Genomic DNA, 23,510 nt, shown 5'->3' on the forward strand with positions numbered 1-23,510 from the left:
GCGCCACGGACTCCCCCGCGGGCGTCCCGGGCCGATAAGAAGGTGCCCTTCCGGGAACCTGCGCTGTCGGGGCCGTCGGACTCGTACCGCTGATCGTCTTCGGCCTGTACGGCGGGGCGCTCGCCGACGCCCTGGACAAGCGGAAGCTGATCGTCTGGACGGAGGCCGGGCAGGGCGTGCTGTGTGCCCGGGCTGCCGGCCAACGCGCTGCTGCCGCATCCGACGGTGTGGCCGCTGTACGGGGTCGCTGGTGCCCCGGATCGTCCCGCACGAGCACCTGCCGGCGGCGGCCTCGCTCAACTCGCTGCGCTGGACGGTCGGCGGGGTCGCGGGCCCGGCCCTGGCCGGGGTGGTCGTGGCGTACGCCGGGCTCGGCTGGGCGTACGCCGTGGACCTGGCGACGTTCGTCGTGTCGGTGGTGCTGATCGTCGGGCTCGCGGCCTGCCCCGCCGCCCACGAGGCCGCGAAACCGTCGCTGCGGTCCATCGCGGAGGGCGCCCGGTACGCCTGGAGCCGTAAGGAACTGCTCGGGACGTACGCCATCGACCTCGCCGCGATGTTCTTCGCCATGCCCCTCGCCGTGCTGCCGTTCCTCGCGGACGAGCTGGACGCCGAGTGGTCGCTCGCTGACGGGAGGGGTGCGGGGCGGGAGTCGCGAGGGGGTGCGGGGCTGGGGATCGTGAGGAAGTGCGGGCCGGCGGGACCACTCCCGGCCGCCCGCCTCTCCGCAACCCGGCACCCGGCACCCGGCACCCGGCACCCGCGATCGGCACCCACGAGGGCGATCCGGCGCCCGTCGCGCGGCTCAGTCCTCGTCGGTGCCGCTGCCCGGGGCGTCATGCCACTTCGGGTCGTTCTCCCATTCGAGGTTCCGCTCGCGCGCCTGCTCCATCGCGCGCTGGGCCTCCTCGCGGGAGGCGTACGGGCCGAAACGGTCCTTGGCAGGACACTCGGGGCCCTCCTCGACCTTCTTGTGTTCCAGGCAGTAGTACCACTCGCCGGGCTTGCCGACGGTCCGCTTCTTGAACAGGGCCATGACCAGCTCCTTTCGCCACGGACATGGTGCCCCACGTCCGCTGGTTAAACTCGCTGGCATGTCTGGCCAGTCGCTGCTCGTACCAGGGGAGCTCTCTCCCATCCGTTCCGTACCCGGAAACATCAGGCGCCCGGAGTACGTGGGCAAGCCCGCTCCGACGCCGTACACCGGCCCGGAGGTGCAGACCCCGGAGACCATCGAGGCGATGCGGACGGCGGGTCGCATCGCCGCGCGGGCCATGGCCGAGGCCGCCAAGCTGATCGCCCCGGGGGTGACCACGGACGAGCTGGACCGGGTCGCGCATGAGTACATGTGCGACCACGGGGCCTACCCGTCCACCCTCGGCTACCGCGGCTTCCCCAAGTCGCTCTGCACCTCCGTGAACGAGGTCATCTGCCACGGCATCCCGGACTCCACGGTCCTCAACGACGGCGACATCATCAACCTCGACGTGACCGCGTACATCGGCGGGGTGCACGGCGACAACAACGCGACGTACCTCGTCGGTGACGTCGACGACGAGAGCAGGCTCCTCGTCGAGCGGACTCGCGAGTCCCTCGACCGCGCCATCAAGGCGGTCAGGCCCGGGCGCCAGATCAATGTCATCGGGCGGGTCATCGAGTCTTACGCGAAGAGGTTCGGATACGGCGTGGTCCGGGACTTCACCGGCCACGGGATCAACTCGTCCTTCCACTCCGGTCTGATCGTTCCGCACTACGACAGCCCGCACGCGACGACCGTCATCCAGCCCGGGATGACCTTCACCATCGAGCCCATGCTCACACTGGGTACGCACGACTACGACATGTGGGACGACGGCTGGACGGTCGTGACGAAGGACCGCAAGCGGACGGCCCAGTTCGAGCACACCCTGGTGGTCACGGACAGTGGCGCGGAGATCCTCACGCTGCCGTAGCACCCGCCCCGACGAACCGGCTGAGCCCGCCCTGTCCACAGGGCGGGCTCTTTCATGTGGGTGTTCATGGTGGTGTTCACGTGGGTGTTCACGTGGGTGTTCACGTGGGTGTTCAGGTGGATGCGAGCGGATTCGCGGGTAGGATTTTACCGACAGGATGTCGGAAACTCATTGACTTAGGTAAGCCTAACTATAGAAGATCTGACTGGCTCTCGTCCCTTCGGCACCGGAGGTTTCCATGAAGTCGTCGACCGCGTCGCCCGCGTCCGGCACGGCGTTCTCGACACTCATCCGTACCGCGTCGCACGAGCAGCACACGGAGGCGGAGACCTCGACCTTCATGAGCGACCTGCTCGGCGGCCGGCTGGGCATCGAGGCGTACGCGCGCTACACCGAGCAACTGTGGTTCGTGTACGAGGCGTTGGAGGCGGACGCCGAGCGGCTGGCCTCCGATCCGGTGGCCGGTCCCTTCCTGCGGCCGGAGCTGCCGCGCCGCGCGGCGCTGGAGCGGGACCTTGCCCATCTCCGGGGCGCCGACTGGCACTCGACGCTCACCGCCCTGCCCGCGACCCGGGCGTACGCGGACCGCGTCGCCGAGTCCGCGCGCACGTGGCCCGGCGGCTACCTCGCGCATCACTACACCCGCTATCTCGGTGACCTCTCCGGCGGCCAGATCATCCGCGACAAGGCGGAGAAGACCTGGGGCTTCGCCCGCAAGGGCGACGGCGTCCGCTTCTACGTCTTCGAGGGCATCACCAACCCGGCCGCCTTCAAGCGGAGTTACCGCGAGCTCCTCGACGCGGTCCCGGCCGACGACCTGGAGAAGCAGCGGATCATCACCGAGTGCAAGCACGCGTTCGCCCTGAACACGGCGGTGTTCCACGCCCTGGGCGAGGAGTTCCCGCTGACGGCGTGACCTTCGGGCCGGTGCCCCTCAGCCGCGCATCAGCCGTACCCGGCCGCCGACCTCCACCCAGCCCTCCGGCTGCGGTGCCGTGAGGATCTGCGATCCCGCTCCCTGGACGATGTTGAGTGCCCGGCCCAGCCGGGCGGTCAGTAGCAGCGCCGCCGCTCCCGTGGCCTCGTCCTCCTCGACCCCGTCGCCGCGGCCGGGAAACCCACGGGCCCGCACCCGCCCCGCGGCCTCGTCCTCCCAGGCCCAGGCGTAGAGCCACTCGCCGGCCGGCGGTACGGACAGGCCGTCGACCTCGGCAGCCGACGCGTACTGCCGCACGGTACGCGGCGGCGCCCACTCCGCCCGCGCCTCGATCCAGCTGAACTCGCCATCGAGACGGACCCCCACCACCCCGGCGGGCGTGACCAGTTCGGGCACGTCGAGCAGCCAGCCGGTGCCGACGCAGGGGTGTCCGGCGAACGGCAGACGCAGGGTGGGCGTGTAGATGTCGATGACACCGCGCTCGGGATCGTCGACGAACACGGTCTCGCTGAAACCGAGTTTCGCGGCGAACGCCTGGCGTTCCTCGCGGTCCGGCAGCACCGAGCCCTCGCGGACGACACCGAGTTCGTTGCCGTATCCGCCGTCGGGCCCGCAGAAGACCCGCAGCACGTCGAAGTCAGTCACCCCCGCATTCAAACATCACCGGACGGCGAGTCCGCCTCGGCCCGGGGTCCTCCCGAGCTTGCCGGGCCGGCCCCCGGGGCCACAGGGCCGCCCGGCGGCGGGGCCGCCCGCGTCACACCCGCAGGCGCCCGACCCGGCACCGGTCAACCCGACCCCGACCGGTCGACCCGACCCCGACCGGTCGACCCGGCCGCCCCGGTCGACCCGGCCGCTCGACCGGGGCGATCCGTCAGGCCGTACGCCACCTGCGCACCGCGGGCACGGCACCCGCCCGACCAAGTCGACGTCCACGGCCGGCCGGTCGAGGTGTTCGCGCACCCCAGGACGGGCGCCGTCCTCGTCGCCCCCAAACGGAGCTCTTGACCTTCTCTTTACTATTCTGTGGGGCTGGTTTTGAGACGCCGTGATCAAGCCGTGCCTGTGCGCCGCCCATGAGAGCTGAATCACCGACCTCGTGGGTATCGATGAGGCAAGCCTCAGATAAGTTAGGCCAGCCTCACCATGCTGCGCGGGCGTGCCGCGCGGTCCTGTCCGCCTTCACCGGGAGCCTTCATGCGAGCCGTCCGACTCTCCGTCGTCACCGCAGCCGCCACCGCGGCCGCCCTGGCCGCCGTCACCGGCTGCACGGAGAAGAGCGACGCCAAGGGAGGTGACGCGATCCAGGTGACCGCCGCTGACTCCACCTGCGACACCTCGTCGAAGTCGGTCCCGGCCGGCCAGGTCACCCTGAAGATCGAGAACAAGGGCTCGCAGGCCACCGAGGTCGAGATCGTGTTCCCCGACGACCGGATCGTCTCCGAGAAGGAGAACATCGGCCCGGGCACCAAGTACACGCTGACCGCCGAGGTCAAGGCCGGTTCGTACGAGATCGCCTGCCGCCCGGGCATGAAGGGCCACGGCGTCCGCCAGAAGCTCACGGTCACCGGCGGCAAGGTCGCCCAGCGCGACCCGCGCCTGGACAAGGCGGTCGCCGCCTACCGCGAGTACGCGCAGGAGCAGGCCGACGCGACGCTGCCCAAGGCCGAGGCCTTCGCCAAGGCCGTCAAGGACGGCGACATCGAGGCCGCGAAGAAGGAGTTCGCCGGCTCGCGCCTCGGCTGGGAGCGCACCGAGCCCGTCGCGGAGTCCTTCGGTGACATCGACCCGAAGGTGGACGTCCGCGCGGACGGCCTGGAGGACGGCCAGAAGTGGACGGGCTGGCACCGTCTGGAGAAGTCCCTGTGGCAGGACAAGAAGATCGGGACGGCGGAGAAGACCCTCGCCGACCAGCTGGTCACCGACCTCAAGGACTGGCAGCAGCGGGTCGGCAAGGCCGTGATCACCCCGACCTCCATGGCCAACGGCGCCAAGGAACTCCTCGACGAGGTCGCCACCGGCAAGGTCACCGGCGAGGAGGACCGCTACTCGCACACCGACCTGAGTGACTTCAAGGGCAACGTCGAGGGCGCGCAGAAGGCGTACGAGCTGCTGAAGCCCGTCGCCAAGGAGAACGACGCGGCCCTGACGACCGAGCTCGACAAGCAGTTCGCCGCGCTGAACACGCTGCTCGACAAGTACCGCACGGACAAGAACTCGTACGACTTCACCTCGTACGACAAGGTCGGCGGGGCCGACCGCAAGGAGCTCTCGGACGCGGTCAACGCGCTCGCGGAGCCGCTGTCCAAGCTTGCCGCCGCTGTCGTGAAGTAGGAGCCGACCCCATGACGGACACCAGGGAAACCACGGAAGTCACCGAGGCCGCCGACACCCCCGCGCCGTCCCGGCGTTCGCTGATCGGCTGGGGCGGTGCCGGCCTCGCGCTCGGTGCCGCCGCGGCCGGCGGCGCGGTCGCGATGACCCGCGCGGGCAACGACGTGGAGCCGGCCGGCGCCGAGACGGGCGGCGCCGTCACCTTCCACGGCACACACCAGGCCGGGATCGCCACGCCCGTGCAGGACCGCCTGCACTTCGCCGCGTTCGACGTGAAGACGGACGACCGCGCCGCGTTCGTGCAGCTCCTGAAGGACTGGACGCAGGCCGCCGCGCGGATGACCGCAGGACACGCGGTCGGCGAGGGCGCGTACGGCGGCCTGGCCGAGGCTCCCCCGGACGACACCGGTGAGGCGCTGGGGCTCAAGCCGTCGCGGCTGACGCTGACGATCGGCTTCGGGCCGTCCCTCTTCGAGAAGTTCGACCTCGGCGACCGGCGGCCCGAGGCGCTCGTCGAGCTGCCGAAGTTCCCCGGCGACAACCTGGACAAGGCCCGCAGCGACGGCGACCTGTGCGTCCAGGCCTGCGCGGACGACCCGCAGGTCGCGGTGCACGCGATCCGCAACCTGGCCCGGATCGGCTTCGGCAAGGTCGCCATCCGCTGGTCCCAGCTCGGTTTCGGCAAGACGTCCTCGACGACCCCGGACGCGCAGACCCCGCGCAATCTGATGGGCTTCAAGGACGGCACCCGCAACATCGCGGGCACCGAGACGGACCGGCTGAAGAAGTTCGTGTGGGTGGGCGAGGGCGACGGGCCCGACTGGATGGCCGGCGGCTCGTATCTCGTGGCGCGCCGGATCCGGATGAACATCGAGACCTGGGACCGGACTTCGCTCCAGGAGCAGGAGGACGTCTTCGGCCGGGACAAGGGCGAGGGCGCTCCGGTCGGCAAGGCGAAGGAGCGCGACAAGCCGTTCCTGAAGGCGATGAAGCCCGACGCGCACGTGCGGCTCGCGCACCCCGACTCCAACGACGGGGCCACGATCCTGCGCCGCGGCTACTCCTTCACCGACGGCACGGACGGCCTCGGCCGGCTGGAGGCGGGGCTGTTCTTCCTCGCGTACCAGCGTGACGTCCGCAAGGGCTTCATTCCGGTGCAGCGCAGCCTGTCGCGCGCCGACGCGCTCAACGAGTACATCCAGCATGTGAGTTCGGCGGTCTTCGCGATCCCGCCCGGCGTCCGGGACAAGGACGACTGGTGGGGCCGCGAGCTGTTCTCGAAGGAGGCGTAGCCCGTGTTCGGCAACTATCTGATCGGTCTGCGCGAGGGCCTGGAAGCCAGCCTCGTCGTCTGCATCCTGATCGCCTATCTGGTCAAGACGGGCCGCAGGGACGCCCTGAGGCCGATCTGGGCCGGCATCGGCGTCGCGGTCGCCCTCTCGCTCGGCTTCGGCTGCGTCCTCGAATTCGGCTCCCAGGAGCTGACGTTCAAGGCCCAGGAGGCGCTCGGCGGTTCGCTGTCGGTCCTCGCGGTGGTCCTGGTGACGTGGATGGTCTTCTGGATGCGGCGTACCGCACGGCATCTGAAGGCCGAGCTGCACGGCAAGCTGGACGCGGCGCTCGCGATGGGCACGGGCGCGCTGGTGGCGACCGCGTTCCTGGCGGTCGGCCGCGAGGGCCTGGAGACGGCGCTGTTCGTCTGGGCGTCGGTGCACGCGGCGAGCGACGGAACCCCGCGCCCGCTGATCGGCGTCGCTCTGGGCCTGGCCACCGCCGTGCTCCTCGGCTGGCTCTTCTACCGCGGCGCGCTGAGGATCAACCTCGCCAAGTTCTTCACCTGGACCGGCGGCATGCTGGTCGTCGTCGCCGCGGGCGTGCTCGCCTACGGTGTCCACGACCTCCAGGAGGCCGACCTGGTGCCCGGTCTGACGAGCCTGGCCTTCGACATCAGCGGCACGATCCCGCCGACGAGCTGGTACGGCACCCTCCTGAAGGGTGTCTTCAACTTCCAGCCGGACCCGACCGTCCTCCAGGTCACGGTGTGGGTGCTGTACCTGGTGCCGACCCTGGCCGTCTTCCTGTCGCCGGGCCGGCCCGGTACCGGAAAGCCGAAGCCGGCTGCCGAGGAGCCCCAGCCGGCGACCGGCGGTCCGGTGGGCGACAAGCGCTGAGCAAGGTCACGATGCGGGCGCCGTTGCGGATCCCCGCGCTCAGGGCCTCGGCGCTCCCCGGTAGGGTTCGGGCCCGGGAACGGGGAAGGCGGAGGGACCCGATGAGCACGCTTGGAAGGCTGAGGCGAGCCGTGCCGGCGGTGGCGGCCGGCATCGCACTGTCCGTCACGGTGAGCGGATGCGTGGTGGTGCACGGGGAGCGCGAGTTCCTCCCGACGGCGACGGCCGGCGAGGCCGCGCGCGCCCTCAAGGACTTCACCACCGCGTACAACAAGGCCGACAAGGCGAACGACCGGTCCCTGGACGCGGACCGGGTCACCGGCCCGCTGGCCGCCATCGACGGCGCGAAGCTCAAGGCGGGTCACAAGAACAACCCGAGCGGCAACCCCGACCACGCGCCGCTGAAGCTGACCGACGCGAAGTTCGTCATACCGAAGAAGGCCGGCTGGCCGCGCTGGTTCGTCGCCGACACCAAGGCCAACAAGGGTGCGGCGGACTCCCATTGGCTGCTGGTCTTCACCCGCAGCGAGGCGAACGACATCTGGCAGGTGTCGTATCTGACCGTCCTGTCCGCCGGTGACATGCCCACGTTCCAGCAGGACAAGGACGGCTGGGCCGAGCCCGTCACCGCCGGCGACGCGGAACTGGCCGTCGCGCCCAAGGAGTTGGGCCAGTCGTACGCGGCCTATCTGAAGAGCGGCGGCGACACCTTCGCGCCCGGCACGCACACCTCCGCATGGCGGGACCTGCGCAAGAAGAACGCCAGGAAGCCCGGTCTCGCCCGGCAGTACGTCGACGAGGCGCTGCCGTCCGGCGACTACGCGCCGGTGGGTCTGCGCACCTCGGACGGCGGCGCGCTGGTGTTCTTCAGCACACGGCACTTCGAGAAGCAGACGGCGGCGCCGGGCGTCGACATCAACGTCACCGACCCGAACATCAAAGCCCTGCTGACCGGTGAGGTCAAGCAGTCCCTCACGCTGGAGTTCGTCTCCAACCAGGCGGTGCTCGACCCGTCGAGGACGGCCTCGGACCGGAAGGTGGAGTTCCTCAGCCGGGTGCAGGGGCTGACGGGGGCGCAGGGCGAGTAACGCGCCGGCGGGGGCGCAGGCCGCGTGATGCGGGGCGGCGGGCGCGGCCCGCCGCCGGGGCGCTCAGCGGCGGTGCGGCCAGGCGGCCAGCCGCTCCGTGTGGTCCCCCGCATGGCGCGCGCAGGCGTCCGTCAGGACTTCGAGCAGGCTCAGCGGGTCGGGCAGCGGGTGCTCGGGCCCCCGTACCCAGTCGACCGTCAGATCGCCCATGAGCCGGGCCGGCGGCACCGGCACGTACGAACCCCGGCAGTGCCAGCGCAGCCCGGGGTGCTCGTCCATCGTCTCGGGGTGGCAGTCCAGCTCACAGGGCCACCACTCGTCCTCGTCCTCGGGCGTACCACGGGTCGCCGTGAAGAAGAGCAGGCGGTCACCGGCGGACTCGGCGACGGGACCGACCTCGACACCGGCGGCGAGCAGCCGCTCCAGCGCCTCCAGGCCGGCGTCCAGCGGCACGTCGAGGACGTCGTGCACCAGGCCGGTCGCGGTGATGAAGTTGGCCTGCGGCTGGTGCCGCGCCCAGCGCTCGATCTGGCCGCGGTCGGTCGTGCACTGCGTCTGCCAGGCGAAGGAGACGGGGTGGCGCGCGGGGGTGGGACAGCCGACCCGGTCACAGGAACATCGGTACCCGGCGGGGTGCGCGGCCGGTGCGAGCGGCAACCCGGCAGCGGCGGCGGCGAGCAGCAGGCCCTCTCGGCCGCCGTCACCGGCGGCCTCCTTGGGACGACGACCACGCAGCCACTGGGAGATCCTGCCCTGCCGGCCGGAGCGGCCGCCGAACTCCGCGCTCATCTATCCCCTCACCATGCCGTGGGTGTGGACAACATGCTCCATCGTCCCACCATCCTGCGCCCTGGGTGGCCAGAGCCCACATCCGGGGTAGCCGGGGCAAGCCAACCCCGGGGATGGATCGAGTGTCATTGCATACTTTTATGGTATTTATCCCCCTACCGTGGTCGCCATGGTCACATGGACTGCGCTCACGGGTCTCGCCGGTCTCGCCTCACTGGCCCTGACCGGGCAGGGCGGCGCCCTGGCCCCGCTGGAGTGGGGCGCCGGACCTCTGACGGTGGACGCGCTGCCCCGCGTCGTCTACGTCGCCCACCGCGGCGGCGCCCGCGAGGTCCCGGAGAACAGCATGTCGGGGCTGATGGCCGCCTATGAGCGCGGTACGGCGCAGGTGCTCGACTTCGACACCCGGATGCTGCGCGACGGGCACATGGTGGTCATGCACGACGAGACCCTCAACCGCACGACCTATCTGGGCGGTCCGGTACGGAGCCTGGGGCTGCGGGACTGGGCGGGCGTGCGGCTGCGGCCGAGGGCCGCGATCCCCGGCAGCTGGCGCTCGGAGCGGCCGCCGACCGTCGCCGAAGTGCTGGATCGTTTCGGCGGCCGGGTCGTGCTGATGCTGGAGGCCAAGGACCCGGAGAGCCTGCGCACCCTCGCCGGGCTGATCCGCGCCCGCGGGCTGACCCGCTCGGTCTTCGTCAACTCCAACCGTCCCGAGGTGGCCTGGCGGGCCCACCGGATGGGTCTGGTCGCCCAGCTGTGGCGCTCGGCGGAACAGATGCGCGGCGACCGGCCCGAGCGCTGGGCGCCGTTCGTGGACGTGCTCGACGTGGACTACAAGGCGCGGGACGCCGATCTCGCACGGGCCGCGCACTCCGGCATCTCCCGGGTGTGGGCGCACACCGTGGTGACCCCGGCCCAGCGCGACCGGGCCCTCGCGCTCGGCTGCAACGGGATCATCACGGACGCGCCCGGGCGGCTCTCCCGCCACCCGGTGAAGGGGGTGGCGGCCGCGGCGGCCGTGCAGGGCGTCAAGGGCGTGAAGGGCTTCCGGGCGGTGCGGGGCCGCCCGCGGCCGTAGGGGCCGCCTGGCGTGGAGCCAGGCCGTTGGAGGCCTGGCCTGGCGTGGGGCTACCGCGGGGCGAGGCCGTAGCGGTCCGGCGGGGGCCAGGCCGTGGGGCTACCGCGGGGCGAGGCCGTAGCGGTCCGGCGTGGGGCCAGGCCGTGGGGCTACCGCGGGGCGAGGCCGTAGAGGGCGTATTCGACGAGGGCGTCCGTGTACGCGTACGAGATCGGGCCGGTGCGCTGGAGCCAGCGCTGGGCGAGCGGGGAGACGAAGAGTTCCAGGGCGATACGAGGGTCGATGCCGGGGCGTACCTCGCCGCTTTCCTGGGCGGAGCGCAGCCGCTTCACGTACAGCTGGAGCTGGGGCTCCAGCAGCTTGCTCACGAACTCCTCGCCGACCTGCTCGTTGACGACACCCTCGGCGGCCAGGGCGCGGCTGGGGATCTCGAACTTGGGGTCGATCAGCTCGTCGACGGTGGCGCGCAACACGGCCTTGAGATCGGCCTCCAGGTCGCCGGTGTCCGGGATCTCGTACGTCGCCGCGTCTCCGATGACCTCGGGGTGGCCCGCGGCCTCCGCCGCCTGGGCGCTGAGGTCCATGAACGCCTCCAGCAGGACGTCCGCCTTCGACGACCACCAGCGGTAGATCGTCTGCTTGCCGACTCCGGCGCGGGCGGCGATGCCCTCGATGGTGGTCTTCGGGTAGCCGACCTCGACGACGAGGGCGAGGGCGGCGTCGTAGATCGCGCGACGGGAGCGTTCGCTGCGGCGGGTGGAGTCGGGGGTGGGCTTGCCCGGGGGCGGGGCGGGCTTCTGGACCATGGGTCGAATTTAACAGGGGGCCAAGACGGGACGTCTCGCTGCGCGGGGGTCTCCGGCGTGCGGGGGCCTCCGGCCGTGCGAGGGCGGCGGCAGCGTGAAGTGCTGCACACAGGAGCTTCGGTAGCGGTAGCGGCCAGTGACTCCCGAGTCCGAGTCCGAGTCCGAGTCCGAGTCCGAGTCCGAGTCCGAGTCCGAGTCCTGGTACGGCTTCTGACGTCGAGTCAGTCGGTGTCCGGCGGCCAGGCGTCGCCCCAGTCGGCGTCACGGGCCGCCCGGTACAGGGGTCCGTGCCGCTTGGTCACCGTCTCGCGGTGCAGGGCTTCGTCCGGGCCGCACAGGTCGAGGAGCACCTGACCCTTGCGGATCTGCGGCCTGCGGACGACCCGGGAGGGGGCCGGCGTCACCGGGAAGCGGGTGGCGGCGACGTAACTGAACTTCTCGTCCTCGTACGGCAGTGAGCCGCCCTTGACCTGGCGGTGCAGGGAGGAACGGCTGACCCGGGCGGAGAAGTGGCACCAGTCCTCGCCGGGGACGATGGGGCAGGCGGCGCTGTGCGGGCAGGGGGCGGCGATCCGGAAGCCGGCGCCGATCAGCCGGTCGCGGGCCTCGATGATCCGGGCGTAGCCGTCCGGGGTGCCCGGCTCGATGATCACGACGGCCGGGGCGGCGGCCGCGGCGGCGTCCACGACGTGGCCGCGGTCCTCCTCGGTGAGCTCGCCGAGGACGTAGGAGACGGTGACGAGATCAGTGCTCTCGATGGTGAGCGCCGCTCCGATACGAGAGCGGTGCCACTCGGCGCCCTTCAGCGCCGGGTTCGCGGCGGCGAGGTCGCGGCCCAGCGCGAGCGCCGGTTCGGCCCAGTCGAGGACCGTCACCGGTCGGTCGCCGTCCCAGGTCGCCGTCACCGCCCAGGTCGCCGCGCCCGTGCCGCCGCCGACGTCCACGTGGCTGCCCGGCGTCCATTCCGGCACCGTCTCCGCGAACGCGTCCAGCGCCGCGCGCACCGCCTCGAACGTCGCGGGCATCCGGTACGCGGCGTACGCCACCACGTCCGAGCGGTCGCGGAGGACCGGCGTGTGCGTCGGGGTGGTGCCCCGGTAGTTCGCGATCAGCCGCTCGACGGCCTGCGCGGCTGCCTTCGGCGGCAGCCCGTCCAGCAGCCCGGCGAGGGCGGCGCGCAGGGTTTCGGCGGGAGGAGCGGGGGCGTTCACCCGGCGATTCTACGGTCGCCGGGCAGGGCCCCCGCCTGTCGGCGTCCGGGCCATGGGCTGGCCGGGCAGGGCCCGCCTGTCGGCGTTCCGGGGCCATGGGCTGGCCGACCAGTGCTCCCGCCCGTCGGCGCCCGGGGGCCACGGGCCGGCCTGGCACGGCCCGCGCCCGTCGGCGCCCGGGGCCATGGGCTGGCCGGACAGGGCCCCCGCCCGTCGGCGCCCGGGGCCATGGGCTGGCCGGACAGGGCCCCCGCCCGTCGGCGCCCGGGGCCATGGGCTGGCCGGACAGGGCCCCCGCCTGTCGGCGCCCGGGGCCATGGGCTGGCCGGACAGGGCCCCCACCCGTCGGCGCCCGGAGGCCACGGGCCGGCCTGGCACGGCCCTCGCCCGTCGGCGCCCGGTGCCACGGAGTGGCCGGCCAGTGCTCCCACCCGTCGGCGCCCGCCCTCGCGGCACGGCCCGCCCGCGCCCCGCCGTTCGGGGCCCGGCCTCGCGCCGACCCCGAAGCCGCGACGCTGGCCTCGCGCCGGCCCCGAAGCCGCGACCCTGGCCTCGCGCCGGCCCCGAAGCCGGACGTCGAGCCCGGCGGCAGCCCCGCCGGCAGGAGGCGAGCCGGCGCCGGTTCCGCCGGCGGGACCGGCGCCGGGCGCCCCTACGCCCCCCGTACCGCTCGGGCCAGCCGGGTGCCCAGCGCCGCACGTGGCGCGTTGTCCGGCTCGCGGCGGCGGGGATGGACCGTGTTGGCGAGCAGGACGAGGAACGTGTCCGTGGCCGGGTCCAGGACCAGGGACGTACCGGTGAAGCCGGTGTGGCCCACGGCGCCGCGGTGGGCCAGGGCACCCATGAACCACGGCTGGTCCACGGCGAAGCCCAGACCCGGCGCGGTCGTCATCAGCTCGACGAAGTCGGGGCCCAGGATGCGGGCGGGCCCGTAGGAGCCGCCGGCGAGCAGGGTGCGGCAGAAGACGGCGAGGTCGCGGGCGGTGGAGAAGAGGCCCGCGTGGCCGGCCACTCCGCCGAGCGCCCACGCGTTCTCGTCGTGGACCACACCCCGCAGCATCCCGCGTTCCGCCTTCCCCCACGGCCGGCGCTGGTCCTCGGTCGCGGCCGCGCCGGGGCAGGGCCCGAAGCCCGTGGCCGTCATCCCCAGCGGCCGGGTGATGCCGTCGCGGATCAGGGCGTCGAGCCGGCGCCCGGCGATGCGCTCCAGGACGTACTGGAGGAGGAGCAGGTTGAGGTCCGAGTAGCGGTACCCCACGCCGGGCCGCGACACCGGTACCTCGGCGCGCAGCAGTTCGAGACGGGCCGCGTCCGACGGGCAGTCGTACAGCGGGAGTTCGGGCCGCAGGCCGGAGGTGTGGGTGAGCAACTGCCGTACGGTGACGCCGTGTTCGGTGACCCCGCGGAAGTCGGGCAGGTACGCCCCCACCCGCGCGTCGATGCCGAGTGTGCCGCGCTCCAGTTGCTGGACCGCGGCGACCGCCGTGAAGAGCTTGGTCAGTGAGGCCAGGTCGAAGGGCGTGTGCACGCTCATCGGCACCCGTGCCCCGGCCGGCAGCTCGACCCCCGCGTCCTTCTCCTCGTCGTACGACGCATAGCGCACCGCCCACCCGGCGGCCTCCTCGACGGCGATCACCGGTCCGCGCCCGGCGACCACGACGGTGCCCGCGGCCCAGGGGCGCTCCCCCGTGGTCAGAGTGCGCACCTCCCGTACGAGTCGACGCAGTTCGTCGGGGTCGAGTCCGGCCCGTTCCGGTGTGTCGATGCGCAGTCTCGGTGCGCTCAGCTGTCCGCCGCCTTTCCGTCCGCGGTGAGGGTCCCGCCGTGCTCCCGGTTTCGCTCGAGGAGTGGGGACCCCTGTTCCCAGGGACGGCACAGTGCCACGAAGCAGGCGATCGCCACCAGTGCCGCGGCCAGTTGGACGACGGCCATCGGGACGGCGGTGTGCTCACCGGCGACGCCGACGAGGGGCGAGGCGATCGCGCCGACGAGGAAGGAGGAGGTGCCGAGCAGCGCCGAGGCGGAGCCCGCCGCGTGCCGGGTGCGCATCAGGGCGAGCGCCTGGGTGTTGGGGAGGGTGATGCCCATGGCGGTCATCAGGACGAACAGGGCGCCGGCGACGGGCCCGAGTCCGGCCTCGCCGAAGACTCCGGTGGACATCAGCAGGAGGGCGGTCGCGGCCAGGGCGACGGTGGCGAGACCGGTGGCGAGCACCCGGTCGAGGCGGACGCGGCCGACCAGGACCTTGCCGTTGATCTGGCCGGCGGCCACCAGGCCCACCGAGTTCAGCCCGAACAGCAGGCTGAAGGTCTGCGGGGAGGCGCCGTAGATCTCCTGGATCACGAACGGCGAGGCGGAGATGTACGCGAAGAGCGCGGCGAAGGCGAAGCCGCCGGCGAGCATGTACCCGGCGAAGGCGCGGTCGGCGAGCAGCCCGCGCATGGACCGCAGCGCCTCACCGACGCCTCCGCTGTGCCGTTCGCCGGCGGCGAGGGTCTCCGGGAGCCGGAACCAGACGACCGCCGTCAGCGCGATGCCGACGACCGTGAGGACGACGAAGACGCCCCGCCAGTCGGTGACGCGCAGGATCTGTCCGCCGATGAGCGGCGCGACGATCGGGGCGACCCCGGAGATCAGCATGAGGCTGGAGAAGAAGCGGGCCATCGCCACACCGTCGTACAGGTCCCGGACGACCGCCCGCGCGATCACGATCCCGGCCGCGCCCGCGAGCCCCTGCGCGAGCCGGAGGACGACGAGGAGTTCGACGGTGGGCGCGACGGCGCACAGGGCGGTCGCGACGATGTAGACGAGGAGACCGGCGAGCAGCGGGCGCCGGCGGCCCCAGCGGTCGCTCATCGGGCCGACGACCAGTTGTCCCAGTGCCATACCGGCCAGACAGGCGGTGAGGGTGAGCTGCACGGTCGCCGCGGGCGCGTGCAGCGACCTGGTGACCTCCGGCAGCGACGGGAGGTACATGTCCATGGCCAGCGGGGGCGTCGCGGTGAGCCCGCCGAGGATGAGCATGACGAGGAATCCGGTGCGGCGCAGGGCCTTGGTGCCGGGCAGTGCGGTGGCGGGCGGTGGGGTGCCGGCCGATGCCGTGTCGGGATGTGCCTCGGAGGCCGCGACGGGTGCCGGACCGGCGGCCGTCGCGTCCGCTATGTGTCCCTCGGGGCCTTCCTGGCCCCGCGTGGTGCGGCCGCCCTCGGGCATGGAGCCCCTCCCTGTTCGTTCGGTTCGCCACCTATGCTCTCAGCTCGTACGGCGTGGTCGGGGTCACAGGCGAGAGGCCGGGAATGACGGGCGAGAGCGTGCGGTGGGGAATTCTGGCGACCGGGGGGATCGCGGCGGCGTTCACCGCGGATCTGGTGGATCTGCCGGACGCGGAGGTCGTGGCCGTGGCCTCGCGCAGCCAGGAGTCGGCGAAGGCGTTCGCGGAGCGGTTCGGGATACCGCGGGCGTACGGCGACTGGGCGTCGCTCGCCGCGGACGAGGACGTGGACGTGGTGTACGTCGCCACCCCGCACGCGGCGCACCGGGCGGCCGCCGGGCTGTGTCTGGAGGCCGGGCGCCATGTGCTGTGCGAGAAGGCGTTCACGCTGAACGCGCGCGAGGCCGGGGAGCTGGTGGCGCTCGCCCGCACCCACGACCGCTTCCTGATGGAGGCGATGTGGATGTACTGCAATCCGCTGGTGCGGCGGCTCAAGGCGCTGGTCGACGACGGCGCGATCGGTGAGGTCCGCACGCTGCAGGCCGACTTCGGTCTCGCCGGGCCCTTCCCGCCCTCGCACCGGCTGCGCGATCCGGCGCACGGCGGCGGCGCGCTGCTCGATCTCGGTGTCTATCCGGTGTCGTTCGCACAGCTGCTGCTCGGGGAGCCGTCGGACGTCGTGGCGAGAGCGGTGCTCTCGGACGAGGGCGTCGATCTCCAGACGGGAGCACTGCTCTCCTGGGAGAGCGGTGCTCTCGCTTCGGTGCACTGCTCCATCAACGGCGGAACCCCGGTCTCCGCGTCGGTCACCGGATCCGCGGGCCGGATCGACATTCCGCACGGCTTCTTCTTCCCGGACCACTTCGTGCTGCACCGGGACGGCCGCGACCCCGAGAGGTTCGCGGCCGACCCCGGCGCCGGCCCCCGCAACAGCCTCAAGCACGAGGCGGGCGAGGTGATGCGGGCGCTGCGTGCCGGCGAGACCGAGTCGCCGCTCGTCCCGCTGGAGGGCACCCTCGCCGTGATGCGGACGCTCGACGCGATACGGGACCGCATCGGCGTCCGCTATCCGGGAGAGGGCGCCGGGCCGGACCTCAGGCCGGCTTGAGCCCCTGGTCCCCCACCTCCGTCACGAACGAGGCTGCGGTGGTGATCGGCGCCCCGGGTGTCGTCACGGCGGGCACCGTCTTGAAGTCGGCCCGCGCCTCCTCGAGCCCGAGTCCGACGGTCACATAGCCGCGCCGCCCGTTGTAGAACTTCAGATGCGGGTTGGCCTTGGTGTAGGTGTCCCAGTTGGCGGGCTTGTCCGCGCCGTCCCGGCCGCTGGATATCGAGGTCGCGACGATCTCCGTGCCGAGGGTCTTGGACGCCGGGTCGTCGAAGTCGTCCTTGATGTCGAAGGCGTACCCGACGTGGACGTCGCCGGTGAGCACCATCAGGTTCTCGATGCCGGCCTCCTTTGCCCCGGCGAGCACCCGTTCGCGCGAGGCGCGGTAGCCGTCCCAGGCGTCCATCGACACCTTGGCGGCCGCGTTGAGGTCCAACTTCCGCTGCGAGAAGGTGACTTGCTGCGGGACGACGTTCCACAGCGCCCGCGAGTCGTGCCAGCCGTCGATCAGCCAGCGTTCCTGCGTCGCCCCGGTGATGCTGCGCGCGGGGTCGTCCGACTCGGGACCGGGGACGTGCGCGCCGTCGCCGTACGCCTGGTTGGAGCGGTACTGGCGGGTGTCGAGGATGTCGAACTGGGCGAGCCGGCCCCAGTGCAGCCGCCGGTACATCCGGGCGTCCGGACCGTCCGGGAGCTGCGGGCGGCGCAGCGGCTGGTTCTCCCAGTAGGCGCGGTAGGCGGCGGCGCGGCGCAGCAGGAACTCCTCCGGCGGGCTGTCGCTCTCGTCGATGTCGCCCGCGTAGTTGTTCTCGGTCTCGTGGTCGTCCCAGGTGACGACGAAGGGGTGCGCGGCGTGCGCGGCCCGCTGGTCGGGGTCGGTCTTGTGGAGGGCGTAGCGCAGCCGGTAGTCCTCCAGGGTCAGGGTCTCGTGGTTGAAGACCTCGGGGAGCGTGCGGTCGGTGTAGGCGCGTGAGCCGCCGGCCGCGTTGACGGCGTACTCGTAGATGTAGTCGCCGAGGTGGAAGACGATGTCGACGTCGTCCTCGGCCAGGTGCTTGCAGGCGGTGAAGTAGCCCTGGTCGTAGCGCTGGCAGGAGACGGCGGCGAAGGTGAGCGCGGAGATACGGCTGCGGGTGGCGGGCGCGGTGCGCGTGCGGCCGGTCTCGCTGACCCAACTGCCCGCCCGGAAGCGGTAGTAGAAGATCCGGTCGCTGTCGAGGTGGCCGACTTCGACATGCACCGCGTGGTTGAACTCGGGGTGCGCGAGGGTGGTGCCACGTCTGACGATCCGGCGGAAGCGGTCGTCGTGGGCCAGCTCCCAGTGGACGACGACGCGTTCCTGGGGCAGACCGCCGTCGGCCTGGTACGGCGCCGGGGCGAGCCGCGTCCACAGGAGGACGGAGTCCGGCAGCGGGTCACCGGACGCCACGCCGAGCGTGAACGGGTCGTCGGTGATTTTGGCCGCGTCGAGTTCGGCGGCGCTCGCCGTACCCGCGGCCGGCAGGTTCACGGAGAAGGCGAGTGCGGCGGCCGCGCCGGTGACGGTGAGGAAGCGGCGGCGTCCGATGTGCCGGGCGGCGGCGCGCAGTTCGGGGGCGTGCTGGGGCCGTGCGTGCGGTGGCTGATGGGCTGCGGGTGTCATCTGGCGCTCCCCTGACGGTGGCTGTACAAGGCATTGGAGTGGCCAGCGTCGACGCTGACCTGTCGCGTACACAACAGTCAGATGGCGGACGGATGAGTTCCGTATGGCGGACCCTCCCGTACGCTGCGGGCCCATGAATGCCATGCAAACGAAGACCGCGGTGGTGACCGGGGCGGGCTCCGGCATCGGCCGCGCGGTCGCCGTGGAGCTGCTGCGCACGGGCTGGTCGGTGGCGCTGGCGGGACGCCGGCCCGAGACCCTGGAGGAGACGGCCGCACTGGTGCCCGACAGCACCTCCGTCGCCGTACGCACCGATGTCTCGCACCCCGACGAGGTGGCTGCCCTCTTCGCGGCGGTACGCGACCGGTTCGGGCGGCTCGACCTGCTCTTCAACAACGCGGGGACCTTCGGCCCGGGCGGCGTCCCTGTCGAGGAACTGCCGTACGAGGCCTGGCGGCACGTGGTGGACACCAACCTCAACGGCGCGTTCCTGTGTGCGCAGGCGGCCTACCGGCAGATGAAGGAGCAGGACCCGCAGGGCGGCCGGATCATCAACAACGGCTCGATCTCGGCGCACACGCCCCGGCCGCGCTCGGTCGCCTACACGGCCACCAAGCACGCGCTGACCGGTCTGACCAAGTCGCTGTCCCTGGACGGGCGTCCGTACCGGATCGCGGTCGGTCAGATCGACATCGGCAACGCGGCCACCGACATGACCGAGCGCATGCAGTCGGGAACACTCCAGGCGAACGGCGAACTTGCGGTCGAACCCGTGATGGACGTGGCGGACGTGGCGCGCACGGTGCGGCACATGGCCGAACTGCCCCTGGAGGCGAACGTGCAGTTCGCGACCGTACTGGCGACCGCGATGCCGTACGTGGGCCGCGGCTGAGACCCGGCGCCGTCCTTGGTCAGCCCGTCAACCTACACAAACGGAAGCTGCCCGTCCGGGCTATTCCGGCCGGTGACGGGCTTATGCTCATTTCTCCTCCACCTCAGCTTCACACTTGGAGCACACAGCTTCCGCAGGCCACACCAAGGGGGGAGGAGCAGCCGTTCCGCGATCCGGAAGGGGGCGGACCTCGCGTGTGACCGCGAGATGTGCACCGGCCACGGAACGGCTGCTCCACAGTTCACCGCCGTCGACGGCCCTCCGCCGCGGCCGCGGTGTCGTCGCTCCCCTTGCGTCCGCGACGGCGCAACGCGAAGGCGCCGCCCGCGAGCAGCGCGACCGCTCCCCCGGCCCCGCCGATCAGCCCCCACGACGAGCCGCCGTCCGCCGTGGACGCCGGAGCACCGCCGGCGGCCTTCGCGTGCTTTGGCGCCGGGGTCGCGGTGGCGCCGCCCTCGCTGAGCGGATCGACCAGCGTGCCCACGGACTTGGCGCGCCCCGCCGAGGCGAAGCCCCAGTCGAGCAGCGCGGCGGTCTCCTTGTAGACGCCGTTGCCGCCGCTCTTGGGGTGCATCACGGTGACCAGGAGCGTGCGGCCGTCGCGGGTGGCCGCGCCGGTGAAGGTGTTGCCCGCGTGACTGGTGAAGCCGTTCTTCACGCCGATCAGACCGTCGTACGTCTCCATCCCCCACGCACCGGTCAGCAGACGGTCGGTGTTCTGGATCTGGAAGGTCTTCTTGCCGCCGGCCGGGAAGTCGGCGGTCCTCGTCGCGCAGTAGGCGCGGAAGTCGGTGTTGTGCAGCCCGTGCCGGGCGAAGAGCGTCAGGTCGTACGCGGAGGAGAGCTGCCCCTTGTGGTCGAAGCCGTCGGGGCTGACCACATGCGTGTCCAGTGCCTGCAGATCCGCGGCCTTGGCCTGCATCTCGGCGACGGTCGCGTCGACCCCGCCGTTCATGTGGCTGAGCACGTGCACCGCGTCGTTGCCCGACCGCAGGAAGACGCCGAGCCACAACTGCTCGACGGTGTAGGTGATTCCGGGCTTGACGCCGACGAGGCTGGAGCCCGCCGGGATCCCGGCCAGGTCCGCGTCGGTCACCGTGTGCCGCTCGGTCCGCCCGAACTTCTTCAGCACCGTGTCCGCGAACAGCATCTTCAGCGTGGACGCGGGCGCCAGCCGCCGGTGCGCGTTGTACGAGGCGAGCACCTCGCCGCTCCCCTGGTCGGCGATCAGCCAGGCCCGCGCGGTGAGCTTGGGCACGCTCGAGGCGCCGCTCACCTGGATCCCGGTGCGTCCCAGCCGCTCACCGCCGATCGCGGCGGCCGGGACGGAGACGGCGGCGGGTTCCGCGGACGCGGGGGTGGCAGAGGCCAACGGGACGGCGGCCGCGGCGAGGCCGAGAGCGGCACGCCGGGTCAGCCGAGAGGAATCGTGCATCCGGGGACCGTACAAAGTGCGTTCCCGGCGCCCTGCGGCGGGGTCACAAAGGGAGGGCATGGCACTCCCAAAGACGCGGCAAAGGGCCGGATCCGAGGATCGGGCGAAGGTAGGGGAAACGGCTCCGCGCAAGCCGTCGGACAGCGCGGGAGCAGGGATGCGAGCAGTGGTCCGGGACCGCCGGAACAGGGGTACGAGCCGCCCGGTGTGCCCGTCCACCGTCCCACCGGGAGGCGCACACCGGGCGGGCCCGCTGTTCTTCACCGCCCCCCACTCAACAGGTGTTACCTGGCAACAGGCCCTCCCCCGCCTAGGAATCAGCTGTCTTACTCAATTCTGATTCCGGACGCCGCATTCTCAGCCCTGACACATCCTTTACTCAGGTCCACTCAAAGGTTTCTCCATAGTTTGTGGCCGCGCCCACAGCGGGCGCCAAGAACCTTTGGGGAACGGGATGTTTGGCATCTATCTCAAGCGTGAGCTGAGCCGGCGCAAGAAGGCGGCCCTGGTGATCGCCATGGGTCTGGCGCTCGGAATCGCGCTGGTCATCACCGTCAACTCGGTGACGGCCGGTATGCAGCAGGCGCAGGACAAGGTCCTGAAATCGCTCTACGGACTCGGCACCGACATGACGGTCACCAAGGCCATGGCGGCGCCCAGCAGCAGCTCTTCGGGCAGACCCAAATTCAATTTCGACGCCAAGTCGGACGACAGCACCTCCCAGAGTTCGGACCGGGTGATGACGCAGGGCGGACAGTCCCTGAAGTCCTCCCTCGTCGAGGACGTCGCGTCGCAGAAGGGCGTGGCGGACGCGGTCGGCGCGCTGAGCCTGAACGTGACCAAGGTCGACGGCTCCTTCACCCAGGGCAAGGCCGAGGCCACCCAGCAGGGCGGCCGCGGCGGCGGCACCGGCCAGCCCAGGGTCCAGGGCGGCGGTGCCTCCTTCGACGTCAACTCCTACTCCGTCGCGGGCGTCGACGTCACCCAGCAGGACCTCGGCCCGCTCTCCACGTCGAAGATCACCAGCGGCAAGACCTTCACCAGCGCGCAGACCGACGCGAAGGTGGCGGTGGTCAGCAAGTCGTACGCCAAGGAGAAGAAGTACGAGGTCGGCGACACGTTCAAGATCTCCGGCACCAAGTACGAGGTCATCGGCATCGCGACGCCCGACAGCAGCGAGACGACCACCGACGTGTACCTGCCGCTGAAGCAGGCGCAGACGCTGGGCGACTCGAAGGACAAGGTCACCACGATCTACGTCAAGGCGACCGACTCCCAGCAGATCAGCGCGGTCAAGTCGACCATCCAGAAGAACATCTCGGGTACGACGGTCACCACCTCCGCCGACCTCGCCGACACCGTCTCCGGCTCCCTGTCGACGGCCTCCGACCTCGCGACCAGCGTCGGCAAGTGGCTGTCGATCGCGGTGCTCGTCGCCGCGTTCCTCGTCGCCGCGCTGCTCACCTCGTCCGCGGTCAGCCGCCGGGTGCGCGAGTTCGGCACGCTGAAGGCGCTCGGCTGGCCCTCCCGCAGGGTCACCCGGCAGGTCGTCGGCGAGTCCATCGTGAACGGTCTGCTCGGCGGCGCCCTGGGCATCGCCCTCGGCCTCGGCGCGGCGTACGCGGTGACGGCGATCAGCCCGAAGCTGACCGCGGAGCTCGCCGCGAGCTCGGGCGGAGGCGGCATGGGCGGCCGTATGGGTGGCGGCGCCGCCCAGCAGGCCAAGAACACCGTCGAGATCGCGCTGACCGCGCCGGTCTCGGTGACCACCATCGCCCTCGCGGCGGGCCTGGCCATCGCGGGCGGTCTGATCGCCGGTGCGATGGGCGGCTGGCGCGCCTCGCGGATGCGCCCGGCCGACGCCCTGCGCAGCGTCTCGTAACACCCCTCGGCACGCCGGGCGCACCCCCGGCGGCCGGCGAACACCCCGTGAGCCGGGGTGCCGTGTCCGTTCCCCCCGGGTCACGGCGCCCCGCCCCTCCTCATTGCCTTCCTCAATCGCTTCCTCATCCGCTTCCTCATCCGCTTCCTCTTCTGCTGCATCTTCGGAGAACTCATGTACAAGCTCACCGGCGTCACCAAGCGCTACACGCGGGGCAAGGAGACGGTGGAGGCGCTGCGCGGCATCGACCTCGTCATCGAGGACGGCGACCAGCTCGTCATCCAGGGCCCCACCGGCGGCGGCAAGTCGACGCTGCTGCAGATGATCGGCGGTCTGGACCGGCCCAGTGCCGGCAGCGTCGAGCTGGACGGCGTGGACCTCGCCACCATCAGCGAGGCCAAGCTGACCCGGCTGCGCGCCGAGAAGATCGCCATCATCTTCCAGGCGTTCAACCTCATCCCGACGCTGACCGCGCAGGAGAACGTGGAGACCGCGCTCGTACCGCTCGGGGTGAAGGCCAGGGAGCGGCGCGAGCGGGCGGCCGAGGCACTGAGCTCGGTCGGTCTCGGCGACCGCCTGGCGCATGCGCCGGCGGAGCTGTCCGGCGGCCAGCAGCAGCGGGTCGCCATCGCGCGCGCCCTGGTCAAGAAGCCGAAGGTGCTCCTCGCGGACGAGCCGACCGGCAACCTCGACGAGGGCACCCGCGACGACATCATGGGCCTGCTCGAAGGGCTGTGGCACGAGTACGGGCTGACTTTCATCATGGTCACCCACGACTCGTCGATCGCCCGCCGGGCGCCCCGCGTCGCCACCATCAAGGCGGGGCAGATCACGCTGACCGAGCAGGGCGGTGCGCGGCCGCCGGTACTCGGGGAGTACGCGGGGCAGCCGTTCGCCCAGCAGCAGTAGGGCGGCCGGCCCGCCGGTCCCCGACCCGCCGTACGGCTGTCCGTACGGCGGGTCGGGGCTAC

20 protein-coding genes and 1 pseudogene are annotated in these 23,510 nt (G+C 71.8%); 12 read left to right on the forward strand and 9 right to left on the reverse strand.

Annotation, left to right across the window (positions count from 1 at the left end):
• Positions 1-62 precede the first annotated feature (62 nt).
• Positions 63-625: pseudogene (locus ACFVYF_RS02805) on the forward strand (MFS transporter); the annotation flags it as partial.
• 180 nt (positions 626-805) lie between these two features.
• On the opposite strand, the gene ACFVYF_RS02810 reads toward ACFVYF_RS02805, so the two are convergent.
• Positions 806-1,036 carry an SPOR domain-containing protein gene (locus tag ACFVYF_RS02810; RefSeq protein ID WP_383287206.1) on the reverse strand — a complete coding sequence of 77 codons (231 nt, stop codon included), beginning with the start codon at positions 1,034-1,036 and terminating at the stop codon, positions 806-808.
• Between the two features lie 58 nt (positions 1,037-1,094).
• Here ACFVYF_RS02810 and map point away from each other — a divergent pair, with 58 nt between their 5' ends.
• Positions 1,095-1,952 (forward strand): type I methionyl aminopeptidase, encoded by an 858-nt coding sequence (gene map / locus ACFVYF_RS02815; protein ID WP_389449721.1) that lies wholly within the window; start codon positions 1,095-1,097, stop codon positions 1,950-1,952.
• A 238-nt stretch (positions 1,953-2,190) separates the two neighbouring features.
• Complete coding sequence (locus ACFVYF_RS02820) at positions 2,191-2,868, forward strand: heme oxygenase (biliverdin-producing) (RefSeq protein WP_389449724.1); 678 nt, start codon at positions 2,191-2,193, stop codon at positions 2,866-2,868.
• An 18-nt stretch (positions 2,869-2,886) separates the two neighbouring features.
• Here the strand turns inward: ACFVYF_RS02820 and ACFVYF_RS02825 are convergent, their stop codons facing one another.
• Complete coding sequence (locus ACFVYF_RS02825) at positions 2,887-3,534, reverse strand: PhzF family phenazine biosynthesis protein (RefSeq protein ID WP_389449727.1); 648 nt, start codon at positions 3,532-3,534, stop codon at positions 2,887-2,889.
• A gap of 552 nt (positions 3,535-4,086) precedes the next feature.
• On the opposite strand from ACFVYF_RS02825, the gene efeO reads away from it, so the two are divergent.
• The 4 genes from efeO (at position 4,087) to ACFVYF_RS02845 (ending at position 8,482) form a co-directional block, all read left to right on the forward strand.
• Entirely contained in the window at positions 4,087-5,223 is a 1,137-nt protein-coding gene (efeO, locus tag ACFVYF_RS02830) for an iron uptake system protein EfeO (protein ID WP_389449730.1), read from the forward strand.
• Between the two features lie 11 nt (positions 5,224-5,234).
• A complete protein-coding gene (gene efeB, locus ACFVYF_RS02835; RefSeq protein WP_389449733.1) occupies positions 5,235-6,515 on the forward strand; it encodes an iron uptake transporter deferrochelatase/peroxidase subunit in 1,281 nt (426 codons plus the stop codon).
• 3 nt (positions 6,516-6,518) lie between these two features.
• Positions 6,519-7,394 (forward strand): iron uptake transporter permease EfeU, encoded by an 876-nt coding sequence (efeU, locus tag ACFVYF_RS02840; RefSeq protein WP_389449735.1) that lies wholly within the window; start codon positions 6,519-6,521, stop codon positions 7,392-7,394.
• A gap of 101 nt (positions 7,395-7,495) precedes the next feature.
• Positions 7,496-8,482: a hypothetical protein gene (locus ACFVYF_RS02845; protein WP_389449737.1), complete on the forward strand. Its 987-nt coding sequence runs from the start codon at positions 7,496-7,498 to the stop codon at positions 8,480-8,482.
• A gap of 63 nt (positions 8,483-8,545) precedes the next feature.
• On the opposite strand, the gene ACFVYF_RS02850 is transcribed toward ACFVYF_RS02845, so the two are convergent.
• Positions 8,546-9,271 carry a bifunctional DNA primase/polymerase gene (locus ACFVYF_RS02850; protein WP_389449739.1) on the reverse strand — a complete coding sequence of 242 codons (726 nt, stop codon included), beginning with the start codon at positions 9,269-9,271 and terminating at the stop codon, positions 8,546-8,548.
• Positions 9,272-9,440: 169 nt separating this feature from the next.
• On the opposite strand from ACFVYF_RS02850, the gene ACFVYF_RS02855 reads away from it, so the two are divergent.
• Positions 9,441-10,352: a glycerophosphodiester phosphodiesterase gene (locus ACFVYF_RS02855; RefSeq protein ID WP_389449741.1), complete on the forward strand. Its 912-nt coding sequence runs from the start codon at positions 9,441-9,443 to the stop codon at positions 10,350-10,352.
• Between the two features lie 149 nt (positions 10,353-10,501).
• On the opposite strand, the gene ACFVYF_RS02860 is transcribed toward ACFVYF_RS02855, so the two are convergent.
• The 4 genes from ACFVYF_RS02860 to ACFVYF_RS02875 all read right to left on the reverse strand — a co-directional run bounded on the left by ACFVYF_RS02860 (position 10,502) and on the right by ACFVYF_RS02875 (position 15,582).
• Positions 10,502-11,158, reverse strand: coding sequence for a TetR/AcrR family transcriptional regulator (locus ACFVYF_RS02860; protein ID WP_389449743.1), 657 nt, complete (start codon positions 11,156-11,158; stop codon positions 10,502-10,504).
• A 221-nt stretch (positions 11,159-11,379) separates the two neighbouring features.
• Positions 11,380-12,369, reverse strand: coding sequence for a small ribosomal subunit Rsm22 family protein (locus ACFVYF_RS02865; RefSeq protein ID WP_389449746.1), 990 nt, complete (start codon positions 12,367-12,369; stop codon positions 11,380-11,382).
• Between the two features lie 652 nt (positions 12,370-13,021).
• Entirely contained in the window at positions 13,022-14,134 is a 1,113-nt protein-coding gene (locus ACFVYF_RS02870; protein ID WP_389450626.1) for a serine hydrolase domain-containing protein, read from the reverse strand.
• A 17-nt stretch (positions 14,135-14,151) separates the two neighbouring features.
• Positions 14,152-15,582: a multidrug effflux MFS transporter gene (locus ACFVYF_RS02875; RefSeq protein WP_389449749.1), complete on the reverse strand. Its 1,431-nt coding sequence runs from the start codon at positions 15,580-15,582 to the stop codon at positions 14,152-14,154.
• An 83-nt stretch (positions 15,583-15,665) separates the two neighbouring features.
• Between ACFVYF_RS02875 and ACFVYF_RS02880 the strand changes: the two genes are divergently transcribed.
• Complete coding sequence (locus ACFVYF_RS02880) at positions 15,666-16,688, forward strand: Gfo/Idh/MocA family protein (RefSeq protein WP_389449752.1); 1,023 nt, start codon at positions 15,666-15,668, stop codon at positions 16,686-16,688.
• On the opposite strand, the gene ACFVYF_RS02885 is transcribed toward ACFVYF_RS02880, so the two are convergent.
• Entirely contained in the window at positions 16,675-18,330 is a 1,656-nt protein-coding gene (locus ACFVYF_RS02885) for an alkaline phosphatase D family protein (protein WP_389449755.1), read from the reverse strand. The genes ACFVYF_RS02880 and ACFVYF_RS02885 overlap by 14 nt on opposite strands.
• A gap of 133 nt (positions 18,331-18,463) precedes the next feature.
• On the opposite strand from ACFVYF_RS02885, the gene ACFVYF_RS02890 reads away from it, so the two are divergent.
• Positions 18,464-19,222, forward strand: coding sequence for an SDR family oxidoreductase (locus ACFVYF_RS02890; RefSeq protein ID WP_389449758.1), 759 nt, complete (start codon positions 18,464-18,466; stop codon positions 19,220-19,222).
• A 241-nt stretch (positions 19,223-19,463) separates the two neighbouring features.
• On the opposite strand, the gene ACFVYF_RS02895 is transcribed toward ACFVYF_RS02890, so the two are convergent.
• Positions 19,464-20,657, reverse strand: coding sequence for a D-alanyl-D-alanine carboxypeptidase family protein (locus ACFVYF_RS02895; protein ID WP_389449761.1), 1,194 nt, complete (start codon positions 20,655-20,657; stop codon positions 19,464-19,466).
• Positions 20,658-21,111: 454 nt separating this feature from the next.
• Here ACFVYF_RS02895 and ACFVYF_RS02900 point away from each other — a divergent pair, with 454 nt between their 5' ends.
• Both ACFVYF_RS02900 and ACFVYF_RS02905 read left to right on the forward strand, forming a co-directional pair.
• Complete coding sequence (locus tag ACFVYF_RS02900; RefSeq protein WP_389449764.1) at positions 21,112-22,539, forward strand: ABC transporter permease; 1,428 nt, start codon at positions 21,112-21,114, stop codon at positions 22,537-22,539.
• A gap of 174 nt (positions 22,540-22,713) precedes the next feature.
• Complete coding sequence (locus ACFVYF_RS02905) at positions 22,714-23,448, forward strand: ABC transporter ATP-binding protein (RefSeq protein ID WP_389449766.1); 735 nt, start codon at positions 22,714-22,716, stop codon at positions 23,446-23,448.
• The last annotated feature ends 62 nt before the right edge of the window (positions 23,449-23,510 follow it).

Origin of the sequence: Streptomyces sp. NPDC058274 (assembly GCF_042881375.1) — a bacterium.
Lineage (GTDB): Bacteria > Actinomycetota > Actinomycetes > Streptomycetales > Streptomycetaceae > Streptomyces.